Source organism: Rhizobium sp. O111 (genome assembly GCF_055616315.1).
The window spans coordinates 1,210,000-1,233,452 of sequence record NZ_JBSHXL010000002.1 but is presented as its reverse complement, the minus strand read 5'-3'; the positions used below and the strand labels follow the sequence as shown (position 1 = coordinate 1,233,452).

Here is a 23,453-nt window from a genome sequence, read left to right as displayed (position 1 = left end):
GGCATTAGACTGTCATCAGCAATCAGCAAATCACTACAATGAGCAATCCTATGTCTAGAACGAGCAAATTCCTTATCGCATCCTTCGTTGCCACTCTTGTTGCCGCAGGGCAGGCGAGCGCCCATGCGCATCTGACGTCGAGCGTTCCCGCCGACAAGGCCACGGTGCAAGTATCCCCCGCAGCGGTGGAGCTGCATTTCTCCGAGGAGCTTAACCTCCGCTTCTCGGGCGCGACGATTGCCGGTGCCGGCGACAAGCAGGTTCCGACCGGCGATTCAAAGCTGTCGGACGACGGAAAGACGCTCACGGTGCCTGTTTCGGGAAGCCTTGAAGCCGGCGGATATGTTGTCGAGTGGCATGTTTTGTCGACGGATGGCCACAAGACGAAGGGCAGCTATGGTTTCACGGTCAAGCCGTGACGCCTGATGCGGCCCTTATCGTCTGCCGCCTTCTATTCGACGCCGCTGTTATCCTGATCTGGGGTAGCTCCGCCTATCTCTGCGCGCTCGTGTCGCCCGAACTTGCACGCATTGTAGGAGACCGGCTGCGGTGGTTGAGCGCGGCTGCAATCGCAGTCGCGTTCGCGTCCACCGTTGCCATGTTGCCGCTGCGCACGGCGATCATCGGCGACGGGTGGTCCGATATGCTGGCGCCGGAGATGCTCGGCGCCGTGCTCACCCAGACGGATGTCGGGACAGCCTGGATGGTCCAGGCCGTCGGCGCGGTGCTGCTTGGCGCGACAGTGGTTCTTCCGTCTAGGTATCGCCAAATGGGACGGGCCGCCTGCTCGGCGCTTTTGCTGCTCAGCCTTACACTGAGCGGCCACGCGGCGATGAACAGCGGTTGGCTTAGGGTGCTTCACCGCATCAATGATGGTGTGCATCTTCTGTCCGGCGGTGCCTGGCTGGGTGCACTCGTGCCGGTGCTCTTGATCCTGCCGATGCTTGGACGCGGCACGCTGCAGGCCGATGCGCGCGTCGCGGTCATGCGGTTTTCGACGGCGGGGCATGTCGCCGTTGCGCTCGTGCTTCTCTCAGGCGCCGCGAACACGCTGCTTATCCTCGGAGGAGTGCCGTCGGATTGGTCGTTCAGCTATCAGCGCCTGCTGAGCGCCAAGATCGCGGTGGTGGCTGCAATGGTCTTGATTGCGATCGTCAATCGCTATGTCTTCGTGCCGAAATTCGCCCGAGATCACTCTCTTCTTCCGCTGAAGATCTGCGTCATCACCGAGATCGTTCTCGGCTTGGCGGTTGTCGGGCTCGTCGCCTGGTTCGGCATGTTGCAGCCACGCTAGGCGCGAAAGCCGCCGGCCAATCCATCTACGTCAAATAACGGTGCTGCCTGTTTTTTCGCTTTGAAGCCTTGATTCTCCATGTCATTTTCAGCGCAACACTGCATACCGATAATGGGGACGATCATGTTTTCAAAAAGCATCAAATTCAACGCCGCGCTTGCGGCTATCCTGCTTGCGCCATCGCTTGCATTCGCCCATCCGGGCGCCGGTCAGGCGGTTGGCTTCGCGCATGGGTTCAGCCACCCGATGTCCGGGCTCGACCATATCCTCGCCATGATCATGGTCGGCGTCGTTGCTTGGCAGCTTGGCGGCCGCGCGGTCTGGATGGTGCCTGCCACCTTCGTTGCCGTCATGGGCCTGGGCGGAGCGCTCGGCATGATGGGTATCTCGATCCCCTTCGTTGAAGCCGGGATCGCGCTTTCGGTTATCGTTCTCGGCGCCGTCATCGCGCTTAACGTTCGTGCGCCGGTTGCCGTTGCCGCCGGTCTGGTTGGTCTTTTCGCCGTTTTCCACGGTCATGCGCATGGTTCCGAAATGCCGGCTGCCGCTGCAGGCATGTCTTACGCCGCCGGCTTCATGATCGCGACAGCCACGCTGCACGCCATCGGTCTTGCTATGGGCTTTGCGATTGCACGGGCCGGTGATGCCAAAGGCGCTCTCGTCGCGCGTTCCGCCGGCGGTTTCGCGGCGCTGGCCGGGATCGGCCTGCTGACCGGTCTTATCTGATTGCTCTATGCTCCGGGATGAGGTGCTTTCATCGGCTCCTTATCCCACGTTTCGCGGAGACAACTCCGCGTCTTTAGTTCAAGCCGCGGCGAAGTTCCGCTGCTTTTCTGAGCGTGCGTTGCACGGTCGAGGGCATGGCCGGCTTGGTGACGACACCAAGCGCGCCGTTCAGCTTATCCGCCACGGCCTCGGGATTGCCGGTCATGAACACCACGGTTACCCCGAATTCCTCCACCAGGCGACGGCCGATTTCCGGGCCGGTCGGTCCGTCAGAGAGGTTGACGTCGACGAAGGCGATATCGGCGTCACGCGCAAGCTGCAGCGCCTGATCGCGACCGTTCGCCAGGCCGGCGACGTCGAAGCCCATGGCTTTTACCGTTTCCTCGAGATCAAGCGCGATGAAGAGCTCGTCCTCGACGATCAGGACACGCTGCTTGGTGCTATTTTCAGTCTGTGAACTGTACTCAACGCCGGTGCCCATACTTGGCCCCCTGTTACTCATTTTCACCAGAACTCGGACAGAAAACGGCTCGGCAACAGATATGTTCCGGCGCGGGACAGCTTTATTTTCTGTTAAAGTATTGTTAATATTAACAAAACGCTAATTTTACTGCCTCGTGGCGCACGCGCGCCCGTCGATCCACAGCCCGTCTTGATGGTGCTGTTACATGATTGAGATTTACTGCAGGGCGACGCTCCATCCGAGTTGACAACAGGGATGCGAGTGGGGAGAGTTGCCGGCAAATGAGGCGCCAGCATATTGGGGGGAACCTATGTTCGCACGCGCGTTCTTGACAGCCGTAACCGTTGTTCTTTCGACCGCTCTAATTGGTTCACCCGCCTTTTCCGCGGACACCAAGCGCCAGGTACAAACCGTGCGCGATGCCGATTATTTCGGCTTTGATCTGCGCAGCGAGCAGAATGTCACGCTCGACCAGTGCAAGGCCTCGTGCATTGGCGACAAGTCGTGCAAGGCCTTCACCTATAACCCCAAGGCCAGCTGGTGCTTCCTGAAATCCGACTTCAAGACGATGAATGCCTTCCCGGGCGCCATTGCCGGCAAGATCGTCGAGACAACGGGCAGCCAGGAGCCGGATCTCGGCGCGGCACCCCGCATCGGCTTCCTCTCGGGCGATGTGCTGCAACAGGCGCGCGACGACAAGGCCAATCTCGAACTCGCCGATGACCAGCAGGGGCAATCCGCCGACAGCCTCATCGCCAACGCGCGGATCGACCTCACGGCCAATAATGTGGTCGACGCCCTGAAGTCCTTCCGGGGCGCACTCGCGCTTACGCCTGACAATGCGCACCTGTGGCTCGAAATGGCGCGCGCGGGCGACAGCTTCGTCAAGACCGACGACAATAATGGCAGCGATATCTATGCCCAGGCCGTGCTCGCCGCCATCAATGGCTACGACCTGACGCGGACGACGACCAGCCGCGCCGATGCGCTTGCTGTTCTGGCCGTGGCGCTGGAGAAGAACGCAAACTACCGGGCCGCGCTCAATGCCTACAAGGCAAGCCTGGCGCTGGTGAATTCGAAGGAAGTTCAGGCCGCCTACCTGCAGCTGAAGTCGACGCAAGGTTTCCGTATCACGGATCACACCGTCGATGCCGATAGCGCGACCCCGCGCGCTTGCGTCACATTCTCGGAATCGCTGGTCAAGACGACCGACTACACGCCGTTCGTGACGCTGAACGGAGCCTCGCCGAAAGCGCTTGAAACCAAGGACAGGCAGATCTGCGTCGAGGGGCTGACGCATGGCGAGAACTACAAGATTTCCTTCCGTACCGGCCTTCCCTCGTCGGTCGACGAAGTTCTGGAGGCGCCCGTCAGCCTCGATATCTACGTCAAGGATCGCACGGCGAGCGTCCGCTTCACCGGCGACAGCTTCGTGCTGCCATCGACGGCGCGTCGCGGCATCCCGATCGTCTCGGTCAACATGGCCTCGGCCAACCTCAAGCTCTACCGTATCGGCGATCGCGGCATCGCGCCGTTGCTGACCAGCTCGCAGTTCCTCACCCAGCTGGATGGCTATAGCGCCCAGCGGATCGAGGACGAAAGCGGTGAGCTGGTCTGGCAGGGGGCGATCGATATCGCCAATGACCTGAACAAGGACGTCGTCACCAGCTTCCCCGTCGATGAGGCGCTGCCGGAGCGCAAGCCCGGCGTCTACGTGTTGACGGCGACATCGCCTACGGGGCCGGACCAGGAATGGAATTCGCAGGCCACGCAGTGGTTCGTGGTGTCCGATATCGGCGTGACGACCTACGCCGGGACCGACGGCCTCAACGTCTTCGCCCGTTCGCTTGCATCAGCCAAGCCGATGGCCGGTGTCGCGCTGCAGCTTCTTGCCAAGAATAACGAGGTGCTCGGCACCGCCACGACCGACGACAACGGCCGCGCCACCTTCACCGCCGGCCTGATCCGCGGGACGTCGGCGCTGACGCCTGCCGTCATCACGGCGAAGAACGGGACGTCGGACTACGTCTTCCTCGACATGACGCGGGCCGGCTTCGACCTCTCCGATCGCGGCGTCACCGGCCGCGCATCGCCCGGCGCGATCGACGTGCTGACATTCACCGAGCGCGGGATCTACCGTGTCGGCGAAACGGTTCACGCCTCGGCGCTGGCGCGCGATACGGATGGCAAGGCGATCGAAAATCTGCCGCTGACCTTCATCTTCATGCGTCCTGATGGCGTTGAAGATCGCCGCATCGTCAGCCAGACCAGCAATCTCGGCGGCTACAACGTCGATTTCGCCGTACAGGACAACGCCATGCGCGGCACCTGGACGATGAACATCCATACCGACCCGAAGGGTTCGCCGATCGCGAGCAAGAGCTTCCTGGTCGACGATTTCGTGCCGGATCGGACCGACATGGAGCTGAAGACCGAGGCGAAGGTGATCGGACCGGACACGCCGGCGACGATCAATATCTCGGGCAAGTATCTCTATGGGGCACCCGCCGCCGGGCTCACGCTCGAAGGCGACGTCGTCATTAAGCCGACACGCCAGGCGGATGCGTTCCCGGGCTATTTCTTCGGCCTTGCCGATGAGGAAGCGAGCGAGGATTCCCGCCAGTCGATCGAGGGGCTGCCGGATCTCGACGAAAAGGGCGAAGGCGTCACCGATCTGACGGTTGGCGAGCTGCCGGCAACGACGCAGCTTCTGAACGCGACCGTCTATATCCGAATGCAGGAAGCGGGCGGACGCGCGATCGAGCGCTCGCTTGTGCTGCCGGTGCAGAACCAGGGTCCGATGATCGGCATCAAGCCGGAATTCTCGGGTGATCTCGGCGAGAACTCGATCGCCAATTTCACCGTCATCGGTGTGAGCGCCGATGGTGCGAAAGAGGAGATGAAGGGGCTTCGCTGGAAGCTCTTCAAGCTCAACCGTGATTATCAGTGGTATCGCGATGGCACGGCCTGGAAGTATGAGCCGGTCTATACCGCCGAGCAGGTGGGCAACGGCAATGTCGATGCCGGCATCGATGGCGCCAAGATCGCCTCGCCCGTGCAATGGGGCCGGTATCGCCTCGAGGTCGAAAGCACCAACGCGGACGGACCGACCTCCAGTGTGGAGTTCGACGCCGGCTGGTTCGTGCAGGCAACATCCACGGAAACGCCCGATGGGCTGGAGATCGCGCTCGACAAGGATAGCTACAAGGTCGGCGAGACGGCGAAGCTGAAGGTCTCCTCGCGTTATGCCGGCGAACTCATGATCGCCGCCGGTACCGAGATGCTGGTTGCCGTGCAGAATGCGGCGATCGGCGAGACGGGCGGCGAGGTGGATATCCCCGTTACCGCCGACTGGGGCGCGGGCGCCTATGTGACCGCGACGCTGTTCCGCCCGGGCGATGCCCAGGACAGTCACATGCCGATGCGCGCGATTGGAGTGAAATGGCTGAAGGTCGATCCTGAGGATCGGGCCTTGCAGGTCAAGATCGAGGCACCTGAGAAGATGCTGCCGCGCGGCCCTCTGCCGATCACGCTCGCCGTTGCGGGTGCCGGCGCGAACGAGGACGCGTATGTCACCGTTGCCGCAGTCGACGTCGGCATTCTGAACCTGACGCGCTATGAGCCGCCGAACCCGGAAGAATGGTATTTTGGCCAGCGCCAGCTCGGTCTCGAGATCCGCGATCTCTATGGCCGCCTGATCGACGGCTCGCTCGGCGCCACCGGCAAGCTGCGCACAGGCGGCGATGGCGGCGCGATCGCGCTGCAGGCAAGCCCGCCGACGCAGAAGCTCGTCGCCTTCTTCTCCGGTCCGCTGAAGCTGGATGCCGAAGGCAAGGCGCATGTCAGCTTCGATATTCCACAGTTCAACGGCACGGCGCGCCTGATGGCGGTCGCCTGGTCCAAGTCCGGTGTCGGCCATGCCATGCAGGACGTGATCATTCGCGATCCTGTCGTCGTCACGGCCAGCCTGCCGCGCTTCCTGGCACCGGGGGACAAGTCCGAACTGCGCCTTGATATCGCCAATACCGATGCGCCCGCCGGCGACTACAAGCTTGCCGTCACAGGCAATGACTCTGTCGGTATCGATAAGGCCATTCAGACGATCCGTCTGGATGCCGGCGCGAAGCAGGCGGTGACGCTGGCGGTTACCGGCTTGCAGCCGGGCAACGGTATCGTTTCGATCAACCTGTCGGATACGGCTGGCCTGTCGCTTGACCAGAGCCTCGATGTCCCCGTCCGGCCGGCGGTGTTGCCGGTCACGGAGCGTCGCGTGCTGGCGCTCAAGCCAGGCGCGAAGCTGACGATCGACAAGGCGCTTCTGGCGGATAGCGTCCTTCCGGGCGCGTCGGTCAGCGTCAACGTCACGCGCTCGGCTGCCTTCGATATTCCGGCTTTGCTGATGTCGCTCGATCGCTATCCTTTCGGCTGCGCCGAACAGACGACCAGCCGAGCTCTGCCGCTGCTTTATCTGAGCGAGCTTGCCGAGCAGGTCGGTCTTGATGGCGATGCCGATATCAAGAAGCGCGTGCAGGACGCCATCTATCGCGTTCTGTCCTACCAGGCATCCGCCGGCAGTTTCGGCCTTTGGGGGCCGGATAGCGGCGATCTCTGGCTCGATTCCTACGTGACCGATTTCCTGACGCGGGCCCGCGAACAGAAATACGACGTGCCGGATCGCGCGCTCGCGCAGGCGCTCGAGAACCTGCAGAACGCCTTGAGCTATGACGTCAACGTCAAGGATCAGGGCGATCAGATCGCCTATGCGCTCTATGTGCTCGCGCGCAACAAGAAGGCCGCCATCAGTGATCTGCGCTACTATGCCGACACGATGATCAACGATTTCCCGACGCCGCTCGCCAAGGCCCATATCGCGGCCGCGCTGGCACTCTATGGCGATGCAACGCGGTCGAAGAACATCTTCGTCGATGCGCTGCAGATGTCGGCCCAGTCGATGGTCACCAAGGTGAACCTGTCGCGCACGGACTACGGCTCGGTGCTCAGAGATGGCGCCGCCATCCTCGCGCTCGCCGCCGAAAGCCGCCCGGTGCCGCCGATCGTGCCGGAACTGGCGAAGGCAGTGGCCAAGGAGTGGGAGCGCAGCAAGTACACCAGCACCCAGGAACAGGCCTGGATGCTGCTCGCCGCCCGCGCCATCCAGGGCGGCGACGATTCGCTGAAGATCGACGTCAACGGCGCGCTCCACAACGGCGCCTACATGGCGCGGATGAACGGCGAGGCGCTGGCCGAGCACGCACTGACGCTGACCAACCAGACGAGCGATGCCGTCTCGGCTGTCGTCACGACCGTTGCGGCACCGGTGACGCCGCTGCCGGCAGGTGGCGATGGCTTTGCCATCGAGCGCAGCTACTACACGCTGGATGGGGAGGAAGCGAATGTCTCGGAGGCGAAGCAGAACGAGCGCTACGTCGTCGTGCTGCATGTCACCGAGAGCAACAAATGGCCATCGCGCATCGTCATCACCGATCTCTTGCCGGCCGGCTTCCAGATCGACAATCCGAGCCTTGTCGACAGCGCGCAGCTGACCAACTTCGACTGGATCGGCGATGTGACGGCCGCGCATACCGAGTTCCGCAACGATCGCTTCGTCGCCGCCTTCAATCGCAGCGCCGATGACAACCGCGAGATCAACGTCGCCTACGTCGTGCGCGCCGTGACCCCCGGCGTCTACGATCACCCGGCCGCGAACGTCGAGGACATGTACCGGCCGCAGCTTTCGGCGCGGACGGCAACCGGCAAGATGGAGGTCGTGGCAGCACAGCCATGAGACTGAGGCGGAAAATCGCAGTTGGCGTTGTGGCGGCGGTGACAATCGCCGGCGCCGGGCTGATCGCGCTCGACGCGGCGGACAAGGCATTTCCGCCGCCGCTCGACAAGGCGCGCGTATCTGCCGAGGTGCTCGATGCCGACGGAGAGCTTTTGCGCGCTTTCGCGACACCGGAGGGGCGCTGGCGTCTGAAGACTGATGTCGGCGATGTCGATCCGCAATTCCTGCGCATGCTGGTTGCCTATGAGGATCGGCGTTTTTACGAGCATGGCGGCATCGACGCGCGTGCGATCGGCCGCGCTGCCTTGCAGCTCGTCACCAACGGCCGCATCGTTTCCGGGGCCTCTACGCTCTCGATGCAGGTCGCGCGGCTGATCGAGCCGCGTCAGGGGCGATCGCTTTCGGCAAAGCTGCTGCAGGTGGTGCGCGCGATCCAGATCGAGCGACGCCTGTCCAAGGATGAGATCCTCGACCTCTATCTGACCCATGCGCCCTATGGCGGCAACCTGGAGGGCGTCCGGGCTGCCAGCCTTGCCTATTTCGGCAAGGAGCCGAAGCGGCTGACGGCGGCGCAGGCAGCGCTCCTCGTGGCATTGCCGCAGCTTCCCGAAAAGCGCCGTCCCGACCGCAATCTCAAGGCCGCCGAAGCGGCGCGCAAGCGCGTGCTCGAACGCGTCGCGGTTGTCGATGCTATCGGGGAAGGGGAGGCGGAGCGCGCCGAGGCGACGCTTGTGCCTGCAAAACGCATGCAACTGCCGGCGCTGGCAGCTCATGTCGGCGAAGCGGCGCTGCGCAAGGCGCCGGACGCGTCGCCATACCGGACCACGCTGAAGAAGCGGGTGCAGGAAGGACTGGAGGCTGTCGCCAAGGCGGCCGCGCTGAAACTTGGTCCCAAGCTGTCGCTGGCGATAGTGATGGCCGATGCGCAGACCGGGGATATTGTCGGCGAAGTTGGCTCCGCCGATTATTTCGACGCCAGCCGATCCGGTTGGATCGACATGACGCGTGTCCCGCGCTCGCCGGGCTCCACCCTAAAGCCATTCATCTATGGCCTTGCCTTCGAGGAGGGATTGGTCAGCCAGGAGACGATCATCGAGGACCGGCCGGCGGATTTCTTCGGCTACCGGCCGCGCAATTTCGATATGAGCTACCAGGGTGACGTGACGGTGCGCGATGCGCTGCAGCTCTCGCTCAACGTGCCCGCGGTCAAGCTGCTCGATGCCGTCAACCCGGCCAAGCTCCTCATCCGCTTCCGCCGCGCCGAGGTGCGCCCGCTGCTGCCGGCCAACGAAACGCCGGGACTTGCGATCGGGCTTGGTGGCGTCGGTCTCACGCTCAAGGATCTGGTGCAGCTCTATACTGCGCTCGCCAATCGAGGGCAGGCGGTCAGGATCGGGGACGGCATATCCGGAAAGCCCGGAGAGATCGAAGGCGAGGCGCTGCTGGAGCCGGTCGCGGTGTGGAATGTCGCCGATATTCTCTCGGGCGTCATCCCGCCCGCCGCCGCGCCGCAGCGCGGCATCGCCTACAAGACCGGCACGAGTTACGGATACCGCGACGCCTGGTCGGTTGGTTATGACGGTCGCTATGTCCTCGGCGTCTGGGTCGGTCGCCCTGACAACGGCGCCTCTCCCGGGCTGACAGGCTATGGCACGGCCGCGCCGATCCTGTTCGAGGGCTTCGCCAAGTCGGGTATCGCGACGACGCCGCTGCCGCGCCCACCGTCCGGCGCCGTGCGCATCGCGCAGGCGCAGCTGCCGATCAGCCAGCGCCGCTTTGCCATCAATCCCAGCGGATTGCTGGCCACCTCAGGCCGTGAGCCGGCGCCGCAGATCGTCTATCCGCCTGAAGGAGCGCATGTCGATCTTGGCGCCCAAGGCCTGGCAAAAGGCGGCGAGCTCTCGCCGCTGATGCTGAAATTGCAAGGTGGCCGCGCGCCCTTCCGCTGGCTCGCCAACGGCAAACCTCTGCCCGACCTGTCGCGGCGGCGCACCAACCAGTGGACGCCCGATGGCGGCGGCTATTCGAAGCTTACGGTGATCGATGCGATGGGGCGCGCGGCAAGCGTCGGCGTCTTCATCGATTGAGCCGGTTTTGACCGCCGTCAAGAGACATGCATTTTGCACTTGACCTTCCAGTTGCTGGAAGGTTGATAAGCATCTCCACTGCCTTGTCAGGCACAGGAGATACAAATGGACAGCACCCACGCACATCATCACGGCAACAGCGACCACCATCATCTAGCGGATGACGGCGTGGTCCGCGACCCCGTCTGCGGCATGACGGTCGATCCCGCTGCCGGCAAGCCGTCGCTTGAGCGTGAGGGGCGGCGTTATTTCTTCTGCTGCGAGGGCTGCCGCACCAAATTCGAAGCCGCGCCTGAGGAGTATCTGACGGCAAAGGATCCTGTCTGCGGCATGAGCGTCGACCGCGCGACCGCGAAGCACTTCCTGCGGCATGAAGGCGAGAAGCACTACGTTTGCTCGGCTGGCTGCAAGACGAAGTTCGAAGCCGCGCCGGCGGATTATCGCGATGGCAGCAAGCCGCAGCCGAAACCTGCCCCGAAGGGGACGCAATATACCTGCCCGATGCATCCCAAGGTGATCAGCGATCATCCGGCCGATTGCCCCAAATGCGGCATGGCGCTGGAGCCGATGGGCATCCCGCCCATGGATGAGGGCCCGAACCCGGAGTTGGTCGATTTCACCCGCCGTCTCTGGATCAGCGGCATTCTCTCGGTTCCGCTGCTTGTCATCACAATGGGACCGATGGTCGGCCTGCCTGTGCGTGATTGGCTCGGCGAGCCGCTCGCGGCCTGGGCCGAACTTATTCTCGCCACGCCCGTGGTGCTTTGGGCAGCACTCCCGTTCTTCCGCCGCGCATGGGCGTCCGTCGTCAATCGCAGCCCGAATATGTGGACGCTGATCGGCCTCGGTGTCGGGACGGCTTATATTTATAGCCTTGTCGCCACGCTGACGCCGGGCATCTTCCCGCATACGTTCCGTGGGCACGGCGCCGCCGTGCCCGTTTATTTCGAGGCGGCCGCCGTTATCGTGGCCCTGGTTTTCGTCGGGCAGGTGCTGGAGTTGAAGGCGCGCGAACGGACCGGCTCGGCCATTCGCGCACTGCTCGATCTCGCGCCGAAGACCGCGCGACGTATCGGCCGCGATGGCAGCGAGGCCGATGTGCCGATCGACGATATCGTGGTTGGAGACCGCCTGCGCGTTCGGCCGGGCGAGCGGGTTCCTGTCGATGGCGCGGTTATCGAGGGGCAATCGACGATCGACGAATCCATGCTGACGGGCGAACCGATGCCCGTCGAAAAGGCCGTGGGCGATGCGTTGACGGGCGGTACGATCAACAAAAACGGCATGCTGGTGATGACGGCCGTGAAGGTCGGTGCGGAGACCACGCTGTCGCGCATCGTGGACATGGTCGCCACGGCGCAGCGCTCGCGCGCGCCGATCCAGGGCGCCGTCGATCGCGTTTCGGCCTTCTTCGTCCCGGCCGTTGTCGCCGCTGCGATTGCCGCCTTTGCGATCTGGGCTCTCGTCGGTCCCGAGCCGCGCATGGTCCACGCGCTCCTCGCCGCCGTTTCCGTCCTCATCATCGCTTGCCCCTGCGCGTTGGGTCTTGCCACGCCGATGTCGATCATGATCGCCACGGGCCGCGGCGCCCATGAAGGCGTGCTGATCAAGGATGCTGAAGCGCTGGAGCGTTTTTCGAAAGTCGATACGCTGATTGTCGACAAGACGGGCACGCTCACCGAAGGAAAGCCACGCCTGACGGATGTTGTGGGGCTCGGTGACGTGGCCGATGACCGGCTCCTGCAGCTTGCTGCCAGCCTGGAGCGCGGATCGGAGCATCCGCTGGCGGCCGCTATCGTGTCGGGTGCGGAAGAGCGCGGGATCGCCTTGATCGATATCACAGGCTTTGACGCGGCAACGGGCAAAGGCGTACGGGGGAATATCGGCGAGACGGCCGTGGCGCTTGGCAACGCGGCGATGATGGCTGATCTCGGCATCGACGTCGCCGCCCATGGAGAGCTGCTGCAATCGCTGCGGGACGAGGGTAAGACGGTGATTTTCGTTGTCGTCGACCAGCGCCTTGCCGGGCTGGTGGCCGTCGCCGACCGCATCAAGCCGACAACGGCTGCCGCGATCAAGGCGCTGCATGCCAGCGGTCTGAAGATCATCATGGCGACGGGCGACAACGAGCGCACGGCGCGCTCGGTCGCCAGGAGCCTGGGGATCGACGATGTGCGCGCCGATATCCTGCCAGAGGGCAAGAAGGCGCTGATCGACGAGCTGCATGCCGGGGGGGCGGTGGTTGCCATGGCCGGCGACGGCGTCAACGATGCGCCGGCGCTGGCCGCTGCCGATGTCGGCATTGCCATGGGCACGGGTGCCGATGTCGCAATGGAGAGCGCCGGCATCACCCTGGTCAAGGGCGATCTCAACGGCATTGTCAGGGCGCGGCGCCTGGCAGAGGCGACGATGCGCAATATTCGCCAGAACCTCGGCTTCGCCTTTGGCTACAACGCGCTCGGCGTTCCGCTGGCCGCCGGCGTGCTCTATCCAGTCTTCGGTCTGCTGCTGTCGCCGATGATTGCGGCGGCGGCGATGAGTCTGTCGTCTGTCTCGGTCATCGGCAATGCGCTGCGGCTGCGCGCCGCCAAGCTCTAGGAGGTCGCCATGAATATTGGTGAAGCATCGGCACGGTCCGGCCTGCCATCGAAGACGATACGATATTACGAGGATATCGGCCTCATCCACCCTGATAGAAACGACAACGGCTACCGCGACTACGCGGTCGCCGACGTACACAAGCTGCGCTTTCTACAAAAGTCGCGCGGGCTCGGTTTCTCGGTGGAGGAGTGCCGGCAGCTGCTGGCGCTCTACGAGGACAAGAGCCGGGCCAGTGCCGACGTGAAGGAGTTGACCCAGGCCAAGCTCACGGAGATCGACCGCAAGATCCGCGAGCTCAGCGAACTCCGGCACACGCTCGAGCATCTGGTCCATGCCTGTCACGGAAATGATCGGCCTGACTGTCCCATCCTCGAGGAACTGTCGGACGAGCAGCATGCCTGACGATTTGCCCGCATGTGCGACATCTCCGAGCAATGCTTAACGTCATGATTTCCATGTGATATTCTGCGGGCGTTCTGCTGTTTTGTCGGCTGGATGACGAAAATGCAGAAAAAATCGCAGCCGCGGGGAATAAAACAACGCGCGGCTTCGTATACTCAATCATGGAACGGAAAGAACGCCCATTCGATGTCATCGGTCAGCTCGCAGCGCTTCGGCGCTACGCGCGCTCCCTGGTGCGCAATTCGGATGACGCCGAAGATCTGGTTCATGATGCCCTGGTCCGGGCATACGAGAAGAAGCAGAGCTTCCGCAGTGGCGGTAACTTGCGTACGTGGTTGCTCTCGATCGTGCATAACGCTCACATCGACCGCGTCCGACAGGGGCGATCGCTGACACGACGGCACGATGAGGCCGCCGTAGAGGCCGAGCAGTCCTTGCCAGCCGCGCAGGAACATGCCGTGCGTCTGCAGCAGGTGCGCAATGCTTTCTTCCGCTTGCCGGAGGAGCAGCGCGAGGCCCTCCATCTCGTGGCGATTGAAGACCTCTCCTATCAGGAAGCTGCTGCAGCGCTCGGCGTTCCGATCGGTACATTGATGTCGCGCATTTCGCGCGCTCGCGCCCAGCTGCGCGAAATCGAGGAAGCGACACCGCGCGCACCACATTTGAGGTTGATCGAAGGAGGCGGGAATGAAAGCAGTTGATCCCATTATCGACGCCGATCTCGATGCCTATGTCGATGGCGAACTCGATGTGACCCGCCGCATCCAGGTGGAATCCTATCTTTCCGAGAATCCCGAAACGGCCGCGAAGGTGATGGCAGATCTGAGCATGCGCGGCGAATTGCGTCTGGCGCTCGCTCATGAAGGCGCCTCCGGCCGGGCGGAAACGCGCGATCTCGCGCGCCGTCTCGAGCGCGGACTTGCCTATGGTCGCATCTTCCACGCCGTGCAGCGCGTTGCCGCCGTCGGCGTCATGGTGGCGGCTGGCTGGGTTGCACACACCTCGTTCGGCGCGTTCACCGCAACCGAAGTGGCAGCATCCGTCCCGGCGCCCGCCTATGTCGAGGAAGCCGTTCAGGCCTACAAGACGGCCTTGGTGCGCCAGTCCGTGTCGTCACAGCCGGCGGAAGGCTACAAGCCGGATGAAATTCGCGCCGCAACCGGCATCGTCATGCCCCAGCTTCCGGCTGGCTGGACGATCTCGGACGTACAGATATTCCCGTCCGAGTTCGGCCCGAGCGTCGAAATGTCGATCACGGCCGACAAGAAGCAGCTTTCGCTGTTTGCCGTTCGTCCGGGCGTCTTCTCCGTTCAGTCGGTCAACCATATCGCGCTCGATGGCGCCGAGGCCGCCTATTGGCAGATCGGCGACGTCGCTTACGCACTGGTGACCGCGGATCGCTCCATCTCACTGGATCAGGCAGCCGATGGGCTTGCCCGTACCCTTTACTAGTTCACTCGAGGAGATCTCAATGAACCCAATCAATCAGCAGCGTTACGGTGCAGCCGTTGGCTCGCAGGCCATGTTCGACGAGGGTCTTCGCCAGCACATGCTGCGCGTCTACAACTACATGGGCATCGGCCTTGTCATCACCGGCATCGTCGCGTTCATCGTTGGCTCGACACCGGCGTTGTACGTGCCGATCTTCCAGTCGCCGCTAAAGTGGGTGGTCATGCTGGCGCCGCTCGCCTTCGTCTTCTTCTTCTCGTTCAAGATCCAGACGATGTCGGCAAGCGCCGCACAGATGACTTTCTGGGCCTTTTGTGCCGTCATGGGCCTGTCGATGGCCTCGGTGTTCCTGGTCTTCACCGGCACCAGCATTGCGCGCACCTTCTTCATCGCCGCCACCATGTTCGGCTCGACCAGCCTCTATGGCTACGTGACCAAGCGTGACCTGTCCCGCATGGGCTCGTTCCTGATGATGGGCCTGATCGGCGTGGTGATTGCCAGCGTGGTCAACATCTTCCTTGGATCGAGCGCTCTGCAGTTCGCGATCTCGGTCATCGGTATCGTCGTCTTCGTCGGCCTGACCGCCTACGACACACAGAACATCAAGGAACAGTATTCGGAGAACTACGATCAGGAATCGAACCAGAAGCTTGCCGTCTTCGGCGCCCTCTCGCTCTACCTGAACTTCGTGAACATCTTCCAGCTGCTGCTCAACTTCACAGGCGAGCGCGAATAGTCGAGCTACGGCGCTTCTGGGGGCAAAGGAAGCGCTAGAACGCCCGATCCGCACTCTGTGACAGGATGCGTGGATCGGGTGTTCACCATAGGGAAGCGGCCGGACGCAAGTCCGGCCGCTTTTCTGTTTTAGAGATGTTGAGATTTTACGGACGTTCAGATGATGCCCCAGGCGCGATAACGTCCGCGACCGGTGATCTCGCGGATGCCTATATCGTTGAGCAGATTGAGCGCGCCGCGGCCGCTGACTTTGAGCTCCCGCGCCACCATCGCCGAAGACACCATCGGCCGCGATAGCACGAATTGCGCAAGGTCAGGCAGGCTGCTGTTGGAGCGCCTGTCCTTGAAACGCATCTGCATCTGCTGCTGTGCCAGCGACAGTCGATCCATCTCCTTCAGGCCGAGATCGGCGCTCTCCACCATGGCTTCGAGAAAGGATTGCAGCCTGACGAGACGTTGCCGGGAGCGCCGGCGTTCGTGGCGAACGGTCTTCAGGCCAGCGAAGAATGAAAACAGATGCGACGTGATCTTGCCGCGCTGGCGCAGATAGCCGGAAACCAGTAGTCCACCCAGCCAGTGTTGTCGCCGCAGCGGCTCGATCTGCTCCCACGCGTCGAAGAGGACGGCTGCGCCCAATGTCGGCGGCAAGGCGTCGGCAACAGCGATAACCGAACGCCACTCGCGCAGGCGCGCTGCCTCGTCCCAATCTTCGTCATCAAGCAGCGCCAGCCGGTCGTCCGCTCGCTCCGGCCGTGTGGGTTCAGGCTTGGCCTCTCGAACGCCTCTGGCGAGATCGTCGAGGAGCCGGCTCGACCGCTCCAGCACGGCGTCGATTTCGGCCAGCTCCGTGGCCAGCGGGGCATCAGGTTCATGATCGTCGTTGTCGTGATCGCGATAGGCGCTCTTCAGCTCCGGCGCTCTCTGTTGTTCGCCGCCGATCCCCGTCAGAACCGTCATGCCGGTTTCGCTCAAGGCCCAATAGGCATCGCTCGTCCATATTCTGCGGCGTGCGCGCAGGACCGCATGGGCGATCGTCAGCTCATGGCTGGGGGTGCGGGCATCCATATGGGCGTCGTGCAGCACCAGGTCTTCGAGATGGACCAGTTCGCCCGCCACCCACAAGGCGCCGACGGCATCGAAGAAGTGGCGGCGCTCGGAAAAACCGTCGGCGATCGAGGATCGCAGCGCGCGCTCGTCCAGCCGCGCCAAGGCATCTTCCGCCCGAACGAAGAGCGGGAGCAGCGTCATCACCGATGTGGTATCGATCTCGTGCTTCATCGCCAGGCGTCTCCGGTCCGGCTGGCCTGTATCTCGCGAGAGATCGGTGTTGGGCGCATACGGCGCGCTCTGATGTGTCCCGTCAACGCTTCGAAAAATCGTCCTGCCGCGAACATGCCCGGCTATTCCTGCTTCATGGGGGCGGTGAATATTGATCACCAGCCCGTTCGTTGTCCGCGGCATGTGGGCCAATGCCAGGCGGGCCATTATCAGTAAAGGATCGCACGATTCGAAAATGGCAGCAATCTTCAGCGTCGATCGATCGCTGGTTGCCCACCGCCGGTTTGATCCATGCCCTTGCGGCACCGGACCATGTGCGTCAAAAGCAGTGAGAATTGATCAGGAGAGCCGGCGTGCGCCACATCTATGTCATCGGTATCGGAACGGGAAATCCCGAGCACGTCACCATCCAGGCCATAGGCAGGATGAACGCCGCCGACATGATCTTCCTGCCGACGAAAGGCGAGGAGAAGGAGAAGCTCGCTTCCGTTCGCCGTGAGATTTGCGAGCGCTTCGTCACCAATGCGACGACCCGGATCGTCGAGTTCGCCATTCCTCAGCGCAAGACGGCTGACCGCAGCTATGTCGAAAGCGTCGATGACTGGCATGCGACACTGGCGCAGACCTATGTGCGGCTGATCAACGATCTTCCCGAAGACGGCACCGGCGCCTTTCTCGTCTGGGGCGACCCCAGCCTTTATGATAGCGTGATCCGTATCATTGAGCGGGCAAGGGAGCTCGGCACCGTCGATTTCGACTTCAGCGTCGTTCCCGGGATCACCAGCATCCAGGCCCTGGCGGCAAGCCACCGCATTCCGATCAACATGGTCGGTAAGCCGGTCGAGATCACGACCGGTCGGCGGCTTGTCGAACATGGGAACCGGGCGGATAGCACCGTGGTCATGCTGGATGGAGAGCAGGCTTTCTCCGAGATCGAAGATCCGGATGCCGAGATCTTCTGGGGCGCCTATCTCGGTACGGACGACGAAATCGTGCGTTCGGGGCGGCTTGGTGACGTCGCGGCGGATATCGTGAAGTTGCGTGCCGAAGCGCGGGCACGACACGGTTGGATCATGGATATCTATCTGCTGCGCAAGGGTCGCGATTTCGACGATCTGTGACACCAGCGATAGCTTTGCCCCGTGCCTCGCTATAGGCGCCGGGCGGAAGGAAATGACGAGATGGCATGCGATGAGCGCATCAAGACGGATATTGCAGGCGAAGCCGCGCAACCCTATGCGCGGCGCGGCGCCTGTCCGACCCTGGCGCGGCCGATGCCGACGGGTGACGGCCTGCTTGCGCGCCTGCGTCCGCAGGGCGGCATCCTGACGGTCCACCAGTGCGCGCAGCTGGCTCAAGCCGCCTTGCTGTGTGGTAACGGTCTGCTTGAGGTGACCGCGCGAGGCAGCCTGCAGATAAGAGGACTTCGGCCGGAGACGGTCGAGCCCTTTGCCGAAGCGGTGGATGCGGCGGGCATCATCGTCTCGCCCAATCCTGTGATCGAACTGCCTCCGCTGCATGGCGCTGAATTCGGTGATGTCGGGGATGCTGCCGCGATGGAATTGCTGCTGCGGGACCGGCTCGCCGAGCATCTGCAGGCGCCGGGGCTCGCGCCGAAGCTGTCGATCATCGTCGATGGCGGTGGGCGCTTTGATCTGGCCGATGTCACCGCCGACATCAGGCTGCTGGCCTTGTCGGCGGAAGAGTGGGTGGTCGCCATCGCTGGGGATAGCGCGAGTGCCCGTCCGGTTGCCGTCGGTTCCGCCGATGAGGCGATCGCGGCGGTCGGTGACGTGCTCAAGCTGCTGCTTTCGATCGGCTGGCAGAAGCGTTGCCGCGTTATCGATCCGGAGCGATTGGCGTCGATCTTCCCCGATATGCATGCCATTTCGTGCCAACGGCGCGCGGGCGCGACGCCATCGGTCGGCATTCATCGGATGGAAGACGGTTCGGCGGTGATCGGTCTCAAGCCGCGCTTCGGGCAAATACACGCGACCGACCTTCTGGCGTTTCTTGGATTCCTCGGCGATCTCGATGCGACGGATATCCGCCCGGCTCCTGATCGCTGTCTTTTCATTACAGGCCTGAGCGTAGAGAGCGCCGCAGCAGTCCGGCAATCGGCGGAGCGCTTCGGTCTATCCGCCAATAGCGACGATCTCTCATCGCGCATCGCCACTTGTGCCGGGGCAGGCGCCTGCGCGTCGAGCTTCTATGCCACCAAGGCATTGGCGGAGACGCTGATCGAGCGGTGTCCCGAGGTGCTGGATGGCTCGCTCGACCTGCATTTGTCCGGCTGCGCCAAGGGTTGCGCCCATCCACGCCGCGCCTTGACGGTCTCGGGTGCCGCAAACGGCTATCACCTCGTGCTAAGCGGCCTCGCGTCCGATGCGCCCGATGCACAGATTGCTGGTAGTGACATCAATTCCGCTATAGAGAGGCTTTCCCGTCTCATCAAAAGTGAAAGACAAGCTGGCGAATCTGCTAGGGCCTGTCTCGACAGGGTGGGGACGGCCACGATTATGCGAGCGCTGCGACAGGAATAGGCATGCCAGACTACGATTACATCCACAGCGGTGACGCCATCTATGAGCGGTCGTTCGCGATTATCCGCAGCGAAGCCGATCTGTCGCGGTTTGCCGCCGAGGAGGCCGACGTTGCCGTGCGCATGATCCATGCCTGTGGATTGGTTGAAGCCGCCGAGCATTTCGTGTTCGCGCCGCACTTCGTCAGCGCCGCGCGCGCGGCGCTGCATGCCGGTGCACCGATCTTCTGCGACGCCGAGATGGTGGCGCACGGCGTGACCCGCACGAGACTGCCTGCCAAGAACGATGTCATCTGCACCTTGCACGATCCGCGCACCGCGGAGCTGGCGAAGGAGACCGGAAACACGCGTTCGGCCGCCGCTCTTCACCTCTGGAATGACCGTCTTGCCGGCAGCGTTGTCGCGATCGGCAATGCACCGACCGCGCTCTTCCATCTGCTCGAGCTCCTGCGCGACGGCGCGCCGAAGCCGGCGGCGATCATCGGCATGCCTGTGGGTTTCGTCGGCGCTGCGGAATCCAAGGATGCCTTGGCTGAAAACTCCTACGGCGTGCCCTATGCGATCGTTCGCGGAAGGCTTGGTGGCAGCGCCATGACGGCAGCGGCGGTCAACGCCTTGGCGAGGCCCGGCCTATGAGCGGCGCTGGTCGTCTCATCGGCGTTGGCACCGGTCCCGGCGATCCGGAACTGCTCACCGTCAAGGCCGTCAAGGCAATCGAAGCGGCTGACGTGATAGCCTATTTCGCCAAGCGCGGCAGAAGCGGCAACGGCAGGGCGATCGTCGAGCACCTGATAGGGGCGGACGCGGTCATGCTGCCGCTCTACTATCCCGTGACCACCGAGATCGAAAAGAACGAAGCCGAATACAGGCGACAGATCACCGATTTCTACGAAGAGTCGGCGGCGGCTGTCGCCGCGCATCTCGATGCCGGCCGCACGGTGGCCGTCCTCAGCGAGGGCGATCCGCTGTTTTATGGCTCCTACATGCACCTGCATGTGCGCCTCGCCCACCGCTATCCGACCGAGGTGATCCCCGGCATCAGCGCCATGTCCGGCTGCTGGTCTCTCGCCGGCATCCCGATCGTGCAGGGCGACGACGTGTTGTCGGTTCTGCCAGGCACGATGGCCGAGCAGGAGCTCGAGCGCCGTCTATCCGATACGCAAGCCGCGGTAATCATGAAGGTGGGGCGCAACCTGCCGAAGATCCGCCGTGCGCTGCAGGCATCGGGACGGCTTGCCGAAGCGGTCTATGTCGAGCGCGGCACCATGGCCAACGCGGCGATGATCAAGCTCGCCGATCGCCCCGAAGGCGATGCGCCCTACTTTTCGATTGTGCTTGTTCCCGGCTGGGAGAGCAACCGATGAGCGGCCAGCTTTTCGTCATCGGCACCGGCCCGGGCAATCCTGATCAGATGACCCCGGAGGCGCATGCCGCCGTTTCGAAGGCCACCGCCTTTTTCGGCTACGGCCCCTATCTCGATCGCCTGAACCTGCGGGCCGATCAGACGCGTCAGGCGTCCGATAACCGCGAGGAACTGGACCGCGCGGGCGCCGCGCTGCGCGCCGCGTCCGAGGGCGCGGTCGTCTGTGTCGTCTCGGGTGGCGACCCTGGTGTGTTCGCCATGGCGGCTGCTGTCTGCGAGGCGGTCGACAATGGTCCGGATGCGTGGCGGGACGTCGATCTCGTCATCCTGCCGGGGATCACCGCCATGCTGGCGGTCGCCGCCCGTGTCGGCGCCCCGCTTGGCCATGATTTCTGCGCGATTTCGCTCTCAGACAATCTGAAGCCCTGGGCGACTATTGAAAAGCGTCTGGCTGCCGCAGCCGAAGGCGGCTTTGTTATCGCGCTTTATAATCCGATCAGCAAGGCGCGTCCGTGGCAGCTTGGAAAGGCGTTCGAATTGTTGCGCGAAAAGCTGCCCGGCTCGACGCCTGTCATTTTCGGCCGAGCTGCCGGACGGCCGGACGAGCGTATTTCCGCTCAATCGCTCAATGTTGCGGATGCCGCGACGGCCGATATGGCGACCTGCGTGATCATCGGCTCGGCGGAGACGAAGATCATCGAACGCAAGGGCAGGGCCGATCTCATCTATACCCCTCGTTTCAGCCCGGGGGCAGCAGGTGATTGATCATCGCCAAGGCTTCGTCGACAGTGGCGACCGTGGGGATGGCGGGCGCTTCGGCGCGGCCGATCATGATCACCTCGATACCGAGCGCGCGCGCAGCCGCGATCTTGGCATAGGTGGCCGAACCGCCGCTGTTCTTGGTGATGACGACATCGATGCGGTGCTCCCGCAGCAACTCGGCTTCGCGTTCGACATCGAAGGGTCCGCGATCGAGAAGATAGTGCGCGTGGGGAAGCTGGGGTTGCGGATCGACCGGATCCACGCTTCGGATTACATAGTGGTGTTGCGGAGCGGCATCCGCTCGGTGCGCCTCTTGGCGGCCGATGGCGAGAAACACGCGGCGCGGCGCGCTCCCGATTTTCGCGATGGCATCCTGGACACTCGCGGCATGCCGCCAATTGTCGCCCGCCTCGGCCTGCCAGGGCGCGCGGCGAAGGCAAAAGGCGGGAAGGCCGGTCATCGTGGCGGCTTGCGCGGCGTTTTGCGAGATGCGCGCTGCAAAGGGATGGGTGGCGTCGATCAGCAGGTCGAATTTCCCATCACGCAGAAAGTTAGCGAGCCCCTCCGCGCCACCAAATCCGCCAACGCGGGTGGGCAGCGACTGCGGAGCGGGTTTCTCCGTCCTGCCGGCAAGCGACAGCAGGGCATCGTATCGCGGCTGAGCGGCCAAAGCCTTGGCGAGCGCGCTTGCCTCGGTCGTCCCGCCAAGCATCAGAATGCGGATTTTGCTCATGGCTGATATGTCTTCCGCTCCCGGCCAACCTTGGCTGACTATTATCGGCATCGGCGAGGATGGTCCAGCAGGGCTGGGCGATGAAGCCAAGCGGCTGATCGCAGCCGCGTCCGTCGTCTTCGGCGGTACCCGCCATCATGCGCTGATGGGCGACCTCATCCAGGGGGAATGCCTGACGTGGGAGAGCCCGTTCGAACGTTCGGTTGCGGCAATCACCGCGCGGCGCGGTTCGCCTGTCGTTGTTTTGGCCTCCGGAGACCCGTTTCTCCATGGTGTGGGCGCAACGCTGTCGCGGAACGTCGATGCAACGGAGATGCGCGCGATACCGGCGCCGTCATCCTTCAGCCTTTCTGCATCGCGGTTGGGCTGGCCGTTGCAGGAGGTTGCCTCCGTTTCCCTGCACGGACGTCCGATCGATCTCATCCGTCCTCATCTGCATCACGGCCGGCGCATCATCGCGCTCACCTCCGACCAGGAGACACCGACGCAGCTTGCGGCGCTCCTTGCGACCAGTGGCTTTGGCCGATCGCGGCTGCATGTGCTTGAGGCACTCGGCGGCGAGCACGAGCGCGGAAGGACCTGCCAAGCCGATGCATTTGACCTTAAGGACATCAATCCGCTGAACGTCTGCGCCATCGAGATCGTGGCAGGCGAGGGCGCGCGCGTGCTTGCCTTTGCGCCCGGCCTCGATGATGCGCTCTACGAACATGATGGCCAGATCACCAAGCGGGAGATCCGGGCGTTGACGCTGTCGACGCTGGCGCCCCGGCATGGCGAGCTGCTGTGGGATATCGGCGCCGGTTCCGGTTCCATCGGCATCGAGTGGATGCTGTGTGACCCGTCGCTTCGGGCGATTGCCATCGAGCAATCGAGCGCGCGGGCGCAGCGCATTGCGCGCAATGCGGCGGCCTTCGGCGTGCCCGGGCTCGCGGTCGTGGAAGGTGCAGCACCACAGGCGTTGCAGTCGCTGCCCAAGCCCGGCGTTATCTTCGTCGGTGGCGGGGGCAGCGAGGATGGGGTAATGGAAGCCGCGATCGCGGCGCTGAAAAGCGGCGGCCGGCTGGTCGCCAACTCTGTGACGCTCGAGATGGATGCGAAATTGCTGGCCTTGCACACCAGCCTGGGCGGGTCGCTGACCCGTATCGATATTTCCCGCGCCGGCGCGATCGGTGCGATGACGGGCTGGCGCCCAGCAATGCCCGTCACGCAGTGGCACTGGGTCAAGGATTGAGG

Annotated in this window: 19 protein-coding genes; 16 read left to right on the top strand and 3 right to left on the bottom strand. The window is 63.3% G+C overall.

All coding sequences use genetic code 11. The features are described from left to right. Positions 1-50: 50 nt before the first annotated feature. From copC to ACVTFQ_RS25225, 3 genes are all read left to right on the top strand, one after another. Positions 51-419: a copper homeostasis periplasmic binding protein CopC gene (copC, locus tag ACVTFQ_RS25235; RefSeq protein ID WP_313760912.1), complete on the top strand. Its 369-nt coding sequence runs from the start codon at positions 51-53 to the stop codon at positions 417-419. After that, a complete protein-coding gene (gene copD / locus ACVTFQ_RS25230; RefSeq protein ID WP_313760913.1) occupies positions 416-1,294 on the top strand; it encodes a copper homeostasis membrane protein CopD in 879 nt (292 codons plus the stop codon). Before copC ends, copD begins: the two co-directional genes overlap by 4 nt. A gap of 123 nt (positions 1,295-1,417) precedes the next feature. Further along, positions 1,418-2,020 (top strand): HupE/UreJ family protein, encoded by a 603-nt coding sequence (locus ACVTFQ_RS25225; RefSeq protein WP_313760914.1) that lies wholly within the window; start codon positions 1,418-1,420, stop codon positions 2,018-2,020. A gap of 73 nt (positions 2,021-2,093) precedes the next feature. On the opposite strand, the gene ACVTFQ_RS25220 is transcribed toward ACVTFQ_RS25225, so the two are convergent. Beyond that, positions 2,094-2,501: a response regulator gene (locus tag ACVTFQ_RS25220; protein WP_112981522.1), complete on the bottom strand. Its 408-nt coding sequence runs from the start codon at positions 2,499-2,501 to the stop codon at positions 2,094-2,096. 292 nt (positions 2,502-2,793) lie between these two features. Here ACVTFQ_RS25220 and ACVTFQ_RS25215 point away from each other — a divergent pair, with 292 nt between their 5' ends. The 7 genes from ACVTFQ_RS25215 to ACVTFQ_RS25185 all read left to right on the top strand — a co-directional run bounded on the left by ACVTFQ_RS25215 (position 2,794) and on the right by ACVTFQ_RS25185 (position 15,543). Further along, complete coding sequence (locus ACVTFQ_RS25215; RefSeq protein ID WP_470424151.1) at positions 2,794-8,268, top strand: alpha-2-macroglobulin family protein; 5,475 nt, start codon at positions 2,794-2,796, stop codon at positions 8,266-8,268. Then, on the top strand, positions 8,265-10,355 hold the full coding sequence (gene pbpC / locus ACVTFQ_RS25210) for a penicillin-binding protein 1C (RefSeq protein ID WP_470424150.1): 2,091 nt from the start codon (positions 8,265-8,267) through the stop codon (positions 10,353-10,355). The genes ACVTFQ_RS25215 and pbpC overlap by 4 nt, the downstream gene beginning before the upstream one ends. Positions 10,356-10,460: 105 nt before the next feature. Then, positions 10,461-12,953 carry a heavy metal translocating P-type ATPase gene (locus ACVTFQ_RS25205; RefSeq protein WP_313760512.1) on the top strand — a complete coding sequence of 831 codons (2,493 nt, stop codon included), beginning with the start codon at positions 10,461-10,463 and terminating at the stop codon, positions 12,951-12,953. Positions 12,954-12,962: 9 nt separating this feature from the next. Continuing rightward, entirely contained in the window at positions 12,963-13,358 is a 396-nt protein-coding gene (gene cueR, locus ACVTFQ_RS25200) for a Cu(I)-responsive transcriptional regulator (RefSeq protein ID WP_313760513.1), read from the top strand. Between the two features lie 161 nt (positions 13,359-13,519). After that, positions 13,520-14,059 carry a sigma-70 family RNA polymerase sigma factor gene (locus ACVTFQ_RS25195; protein WP_047505082.1) on the top strand — a complete coding sequence of 180 codons (540 nt, stop codon included), beginning with the start codon at positions 13,520-13,522 and terminating at the stop codon, positions 14,057-14,059. After that, positions 14,046-14,810 (top strand): anti-sigma factor family protein, encoded by a 765-nt coding sequence (locus tag ACVTFQ_RS25190; protein WP_112436088.1) that lies wholly within the window; start codon positions 14,046-14,048, stop codon positions 14,808-14,810. The genes ACVTFQ_RS25195 and ACVTFQ_RS25190 overlap by 14 nt, the downstream gene beginning before the upstream one ends. A 19-nt stretch (positions 14,811-14,829) precedes the next feature. Beyond that, entirely contained in the window at positions 14,830-15,543 is a 714-nt protein-coding gene (locus tag ACVTFQ_RS25185; RefSeq protein WP_018896506.1) for a Bax inhibitor-1/YccA family protein, read from the top strand. A gap of 155 nt (positions 15,544-15,698) precedes the next feature. Here the strand turns inward: ACVTFQ_RS25185 and ACVTFQ_RS25180 are convergent, their stop codons facing one another. Next, a complete protein-coding gene (locus tag ACVTFQ_RS25180; RefSeq protein ID WP_313760514.1) occupies positions 15,699-16,820 on the bottom strand; it encodes an RHE_PE00001 family protein in 1,122 nt (373 codons plus the stop codon). 353 nt (positions 16,821-17,173) lie between these two features. On the opposite strand from ACVTFQ_RS25180, the gene cobF reads away from it, so the two are divergent. From cobF to ACVTFQ_RS25155, 5 genes are read left to right on the top strand one after another with little or no spacing between them, the layout of a single operon-like run. Further along, positions 17,174-17,941 (top strand): precorrin-6A synthase (deacetylating), encoded by a 768-nt coding sequence (gene cobF / locus ACVTFQ_RS25175; RefSeq protein ID WP_313760515.1) that lies wholly within the window; start codon positions 17,174-17,176, stop codon positions 17,939-17,941. 60 nt (positions 17,942-18,001) lie between these two features. Then, the gene (cobG, locus tag ACVTFQ_RS25170) at positions 18,002-19,363 is read left to right on the top strand and encodes a precorrin-3B synthase (RefSeq protein ID WP_313760516.1); all 1,362 of its coding nucleotides are present in this window, start codon (positions 18,002-18,004) and stop codon (positions 19,361-19,363) included. Positions 19,364-19,365: 2 nt separating this feature from the next. Continuing rightward, complete coding sequence (locus ACVTFQ_RS25165; RefSeq protein ID WP_113177478.1) at positions 19,366-19,998, top strand: precorrin-8X methylmutase; 633 nt, start codon at positions 19,366-19,368, stop codon at positions 19,996-19,998. Beyond that, positions 19,995-20,726 (top strand): precorrin-2 C(20)-methyltransferase, encoded by a 732-nt coding sequence (locus tag ACVTFQ_RS25160; RefSeq protein WP_313760517.1) that lies wholly within the window; start codon positions 19,995-19,997, stop codon positions 20,724-20,726. Before ACVTFQ_RS25165 ends, ACVTFQ_RS25160 begins: the two co-directional genes overlap by 4 nt. Next, positions 20,723-21,490, top strand: coding sequence for a precorrin-3B C(17)-methyltransferase (locus ACVTFQ_RS25155; protein WP_313760518.1), 768 nt, complete (start codon positions 20,723-20,725; stop codon positions 21,488-21,490). The genes ACVTFQ_RS25160 and ACVTFQ_RS25155 overlap by 4 nt, the downstream gene beginning before the upstream one ends. On the opposite strand, the gene ACVTFQ_RS25150 is transcribed toward ACVTFQ_RS25155, so the two are convergent. Beyond that, entirely contained in the window at positions 21,465-22,220 is a 756-nt protein-coding gene (locus tag ACVTFQ_RS25150) for a cobalt-precorrin-6A reductase (protein WP_313760519.1), read from the bottom strand. The genes ACVTFQ_RS25155 and ACVTFQ_RS25150 overlap by 26 nt on opposite strands. On the opposite strand from ACVTFQ_RS25150, the gene cbiE reads away from it, so the two are divergent. Then, positions 22,219-23,451: a precorrin-6y C5,15-methyltransferase (decarboxylating) subunit CbiE gene (gene cbiE, locus ACVTFQ_RS25145; protein ID WP_313760520.1), complete on the top strand. Its 1,233-nt coding sequence runs from the start codon at positions 22,219-22,221 to the stop codon at positions 23,449-23,451. The two genes, ACVTFQ_RS25150 and cbiE, sit on opposite strands and share 2 nt — an antisense overlap. The last annotated feature ends 2 nt before the right edge of the window (positions 23,452-23,453 follow it).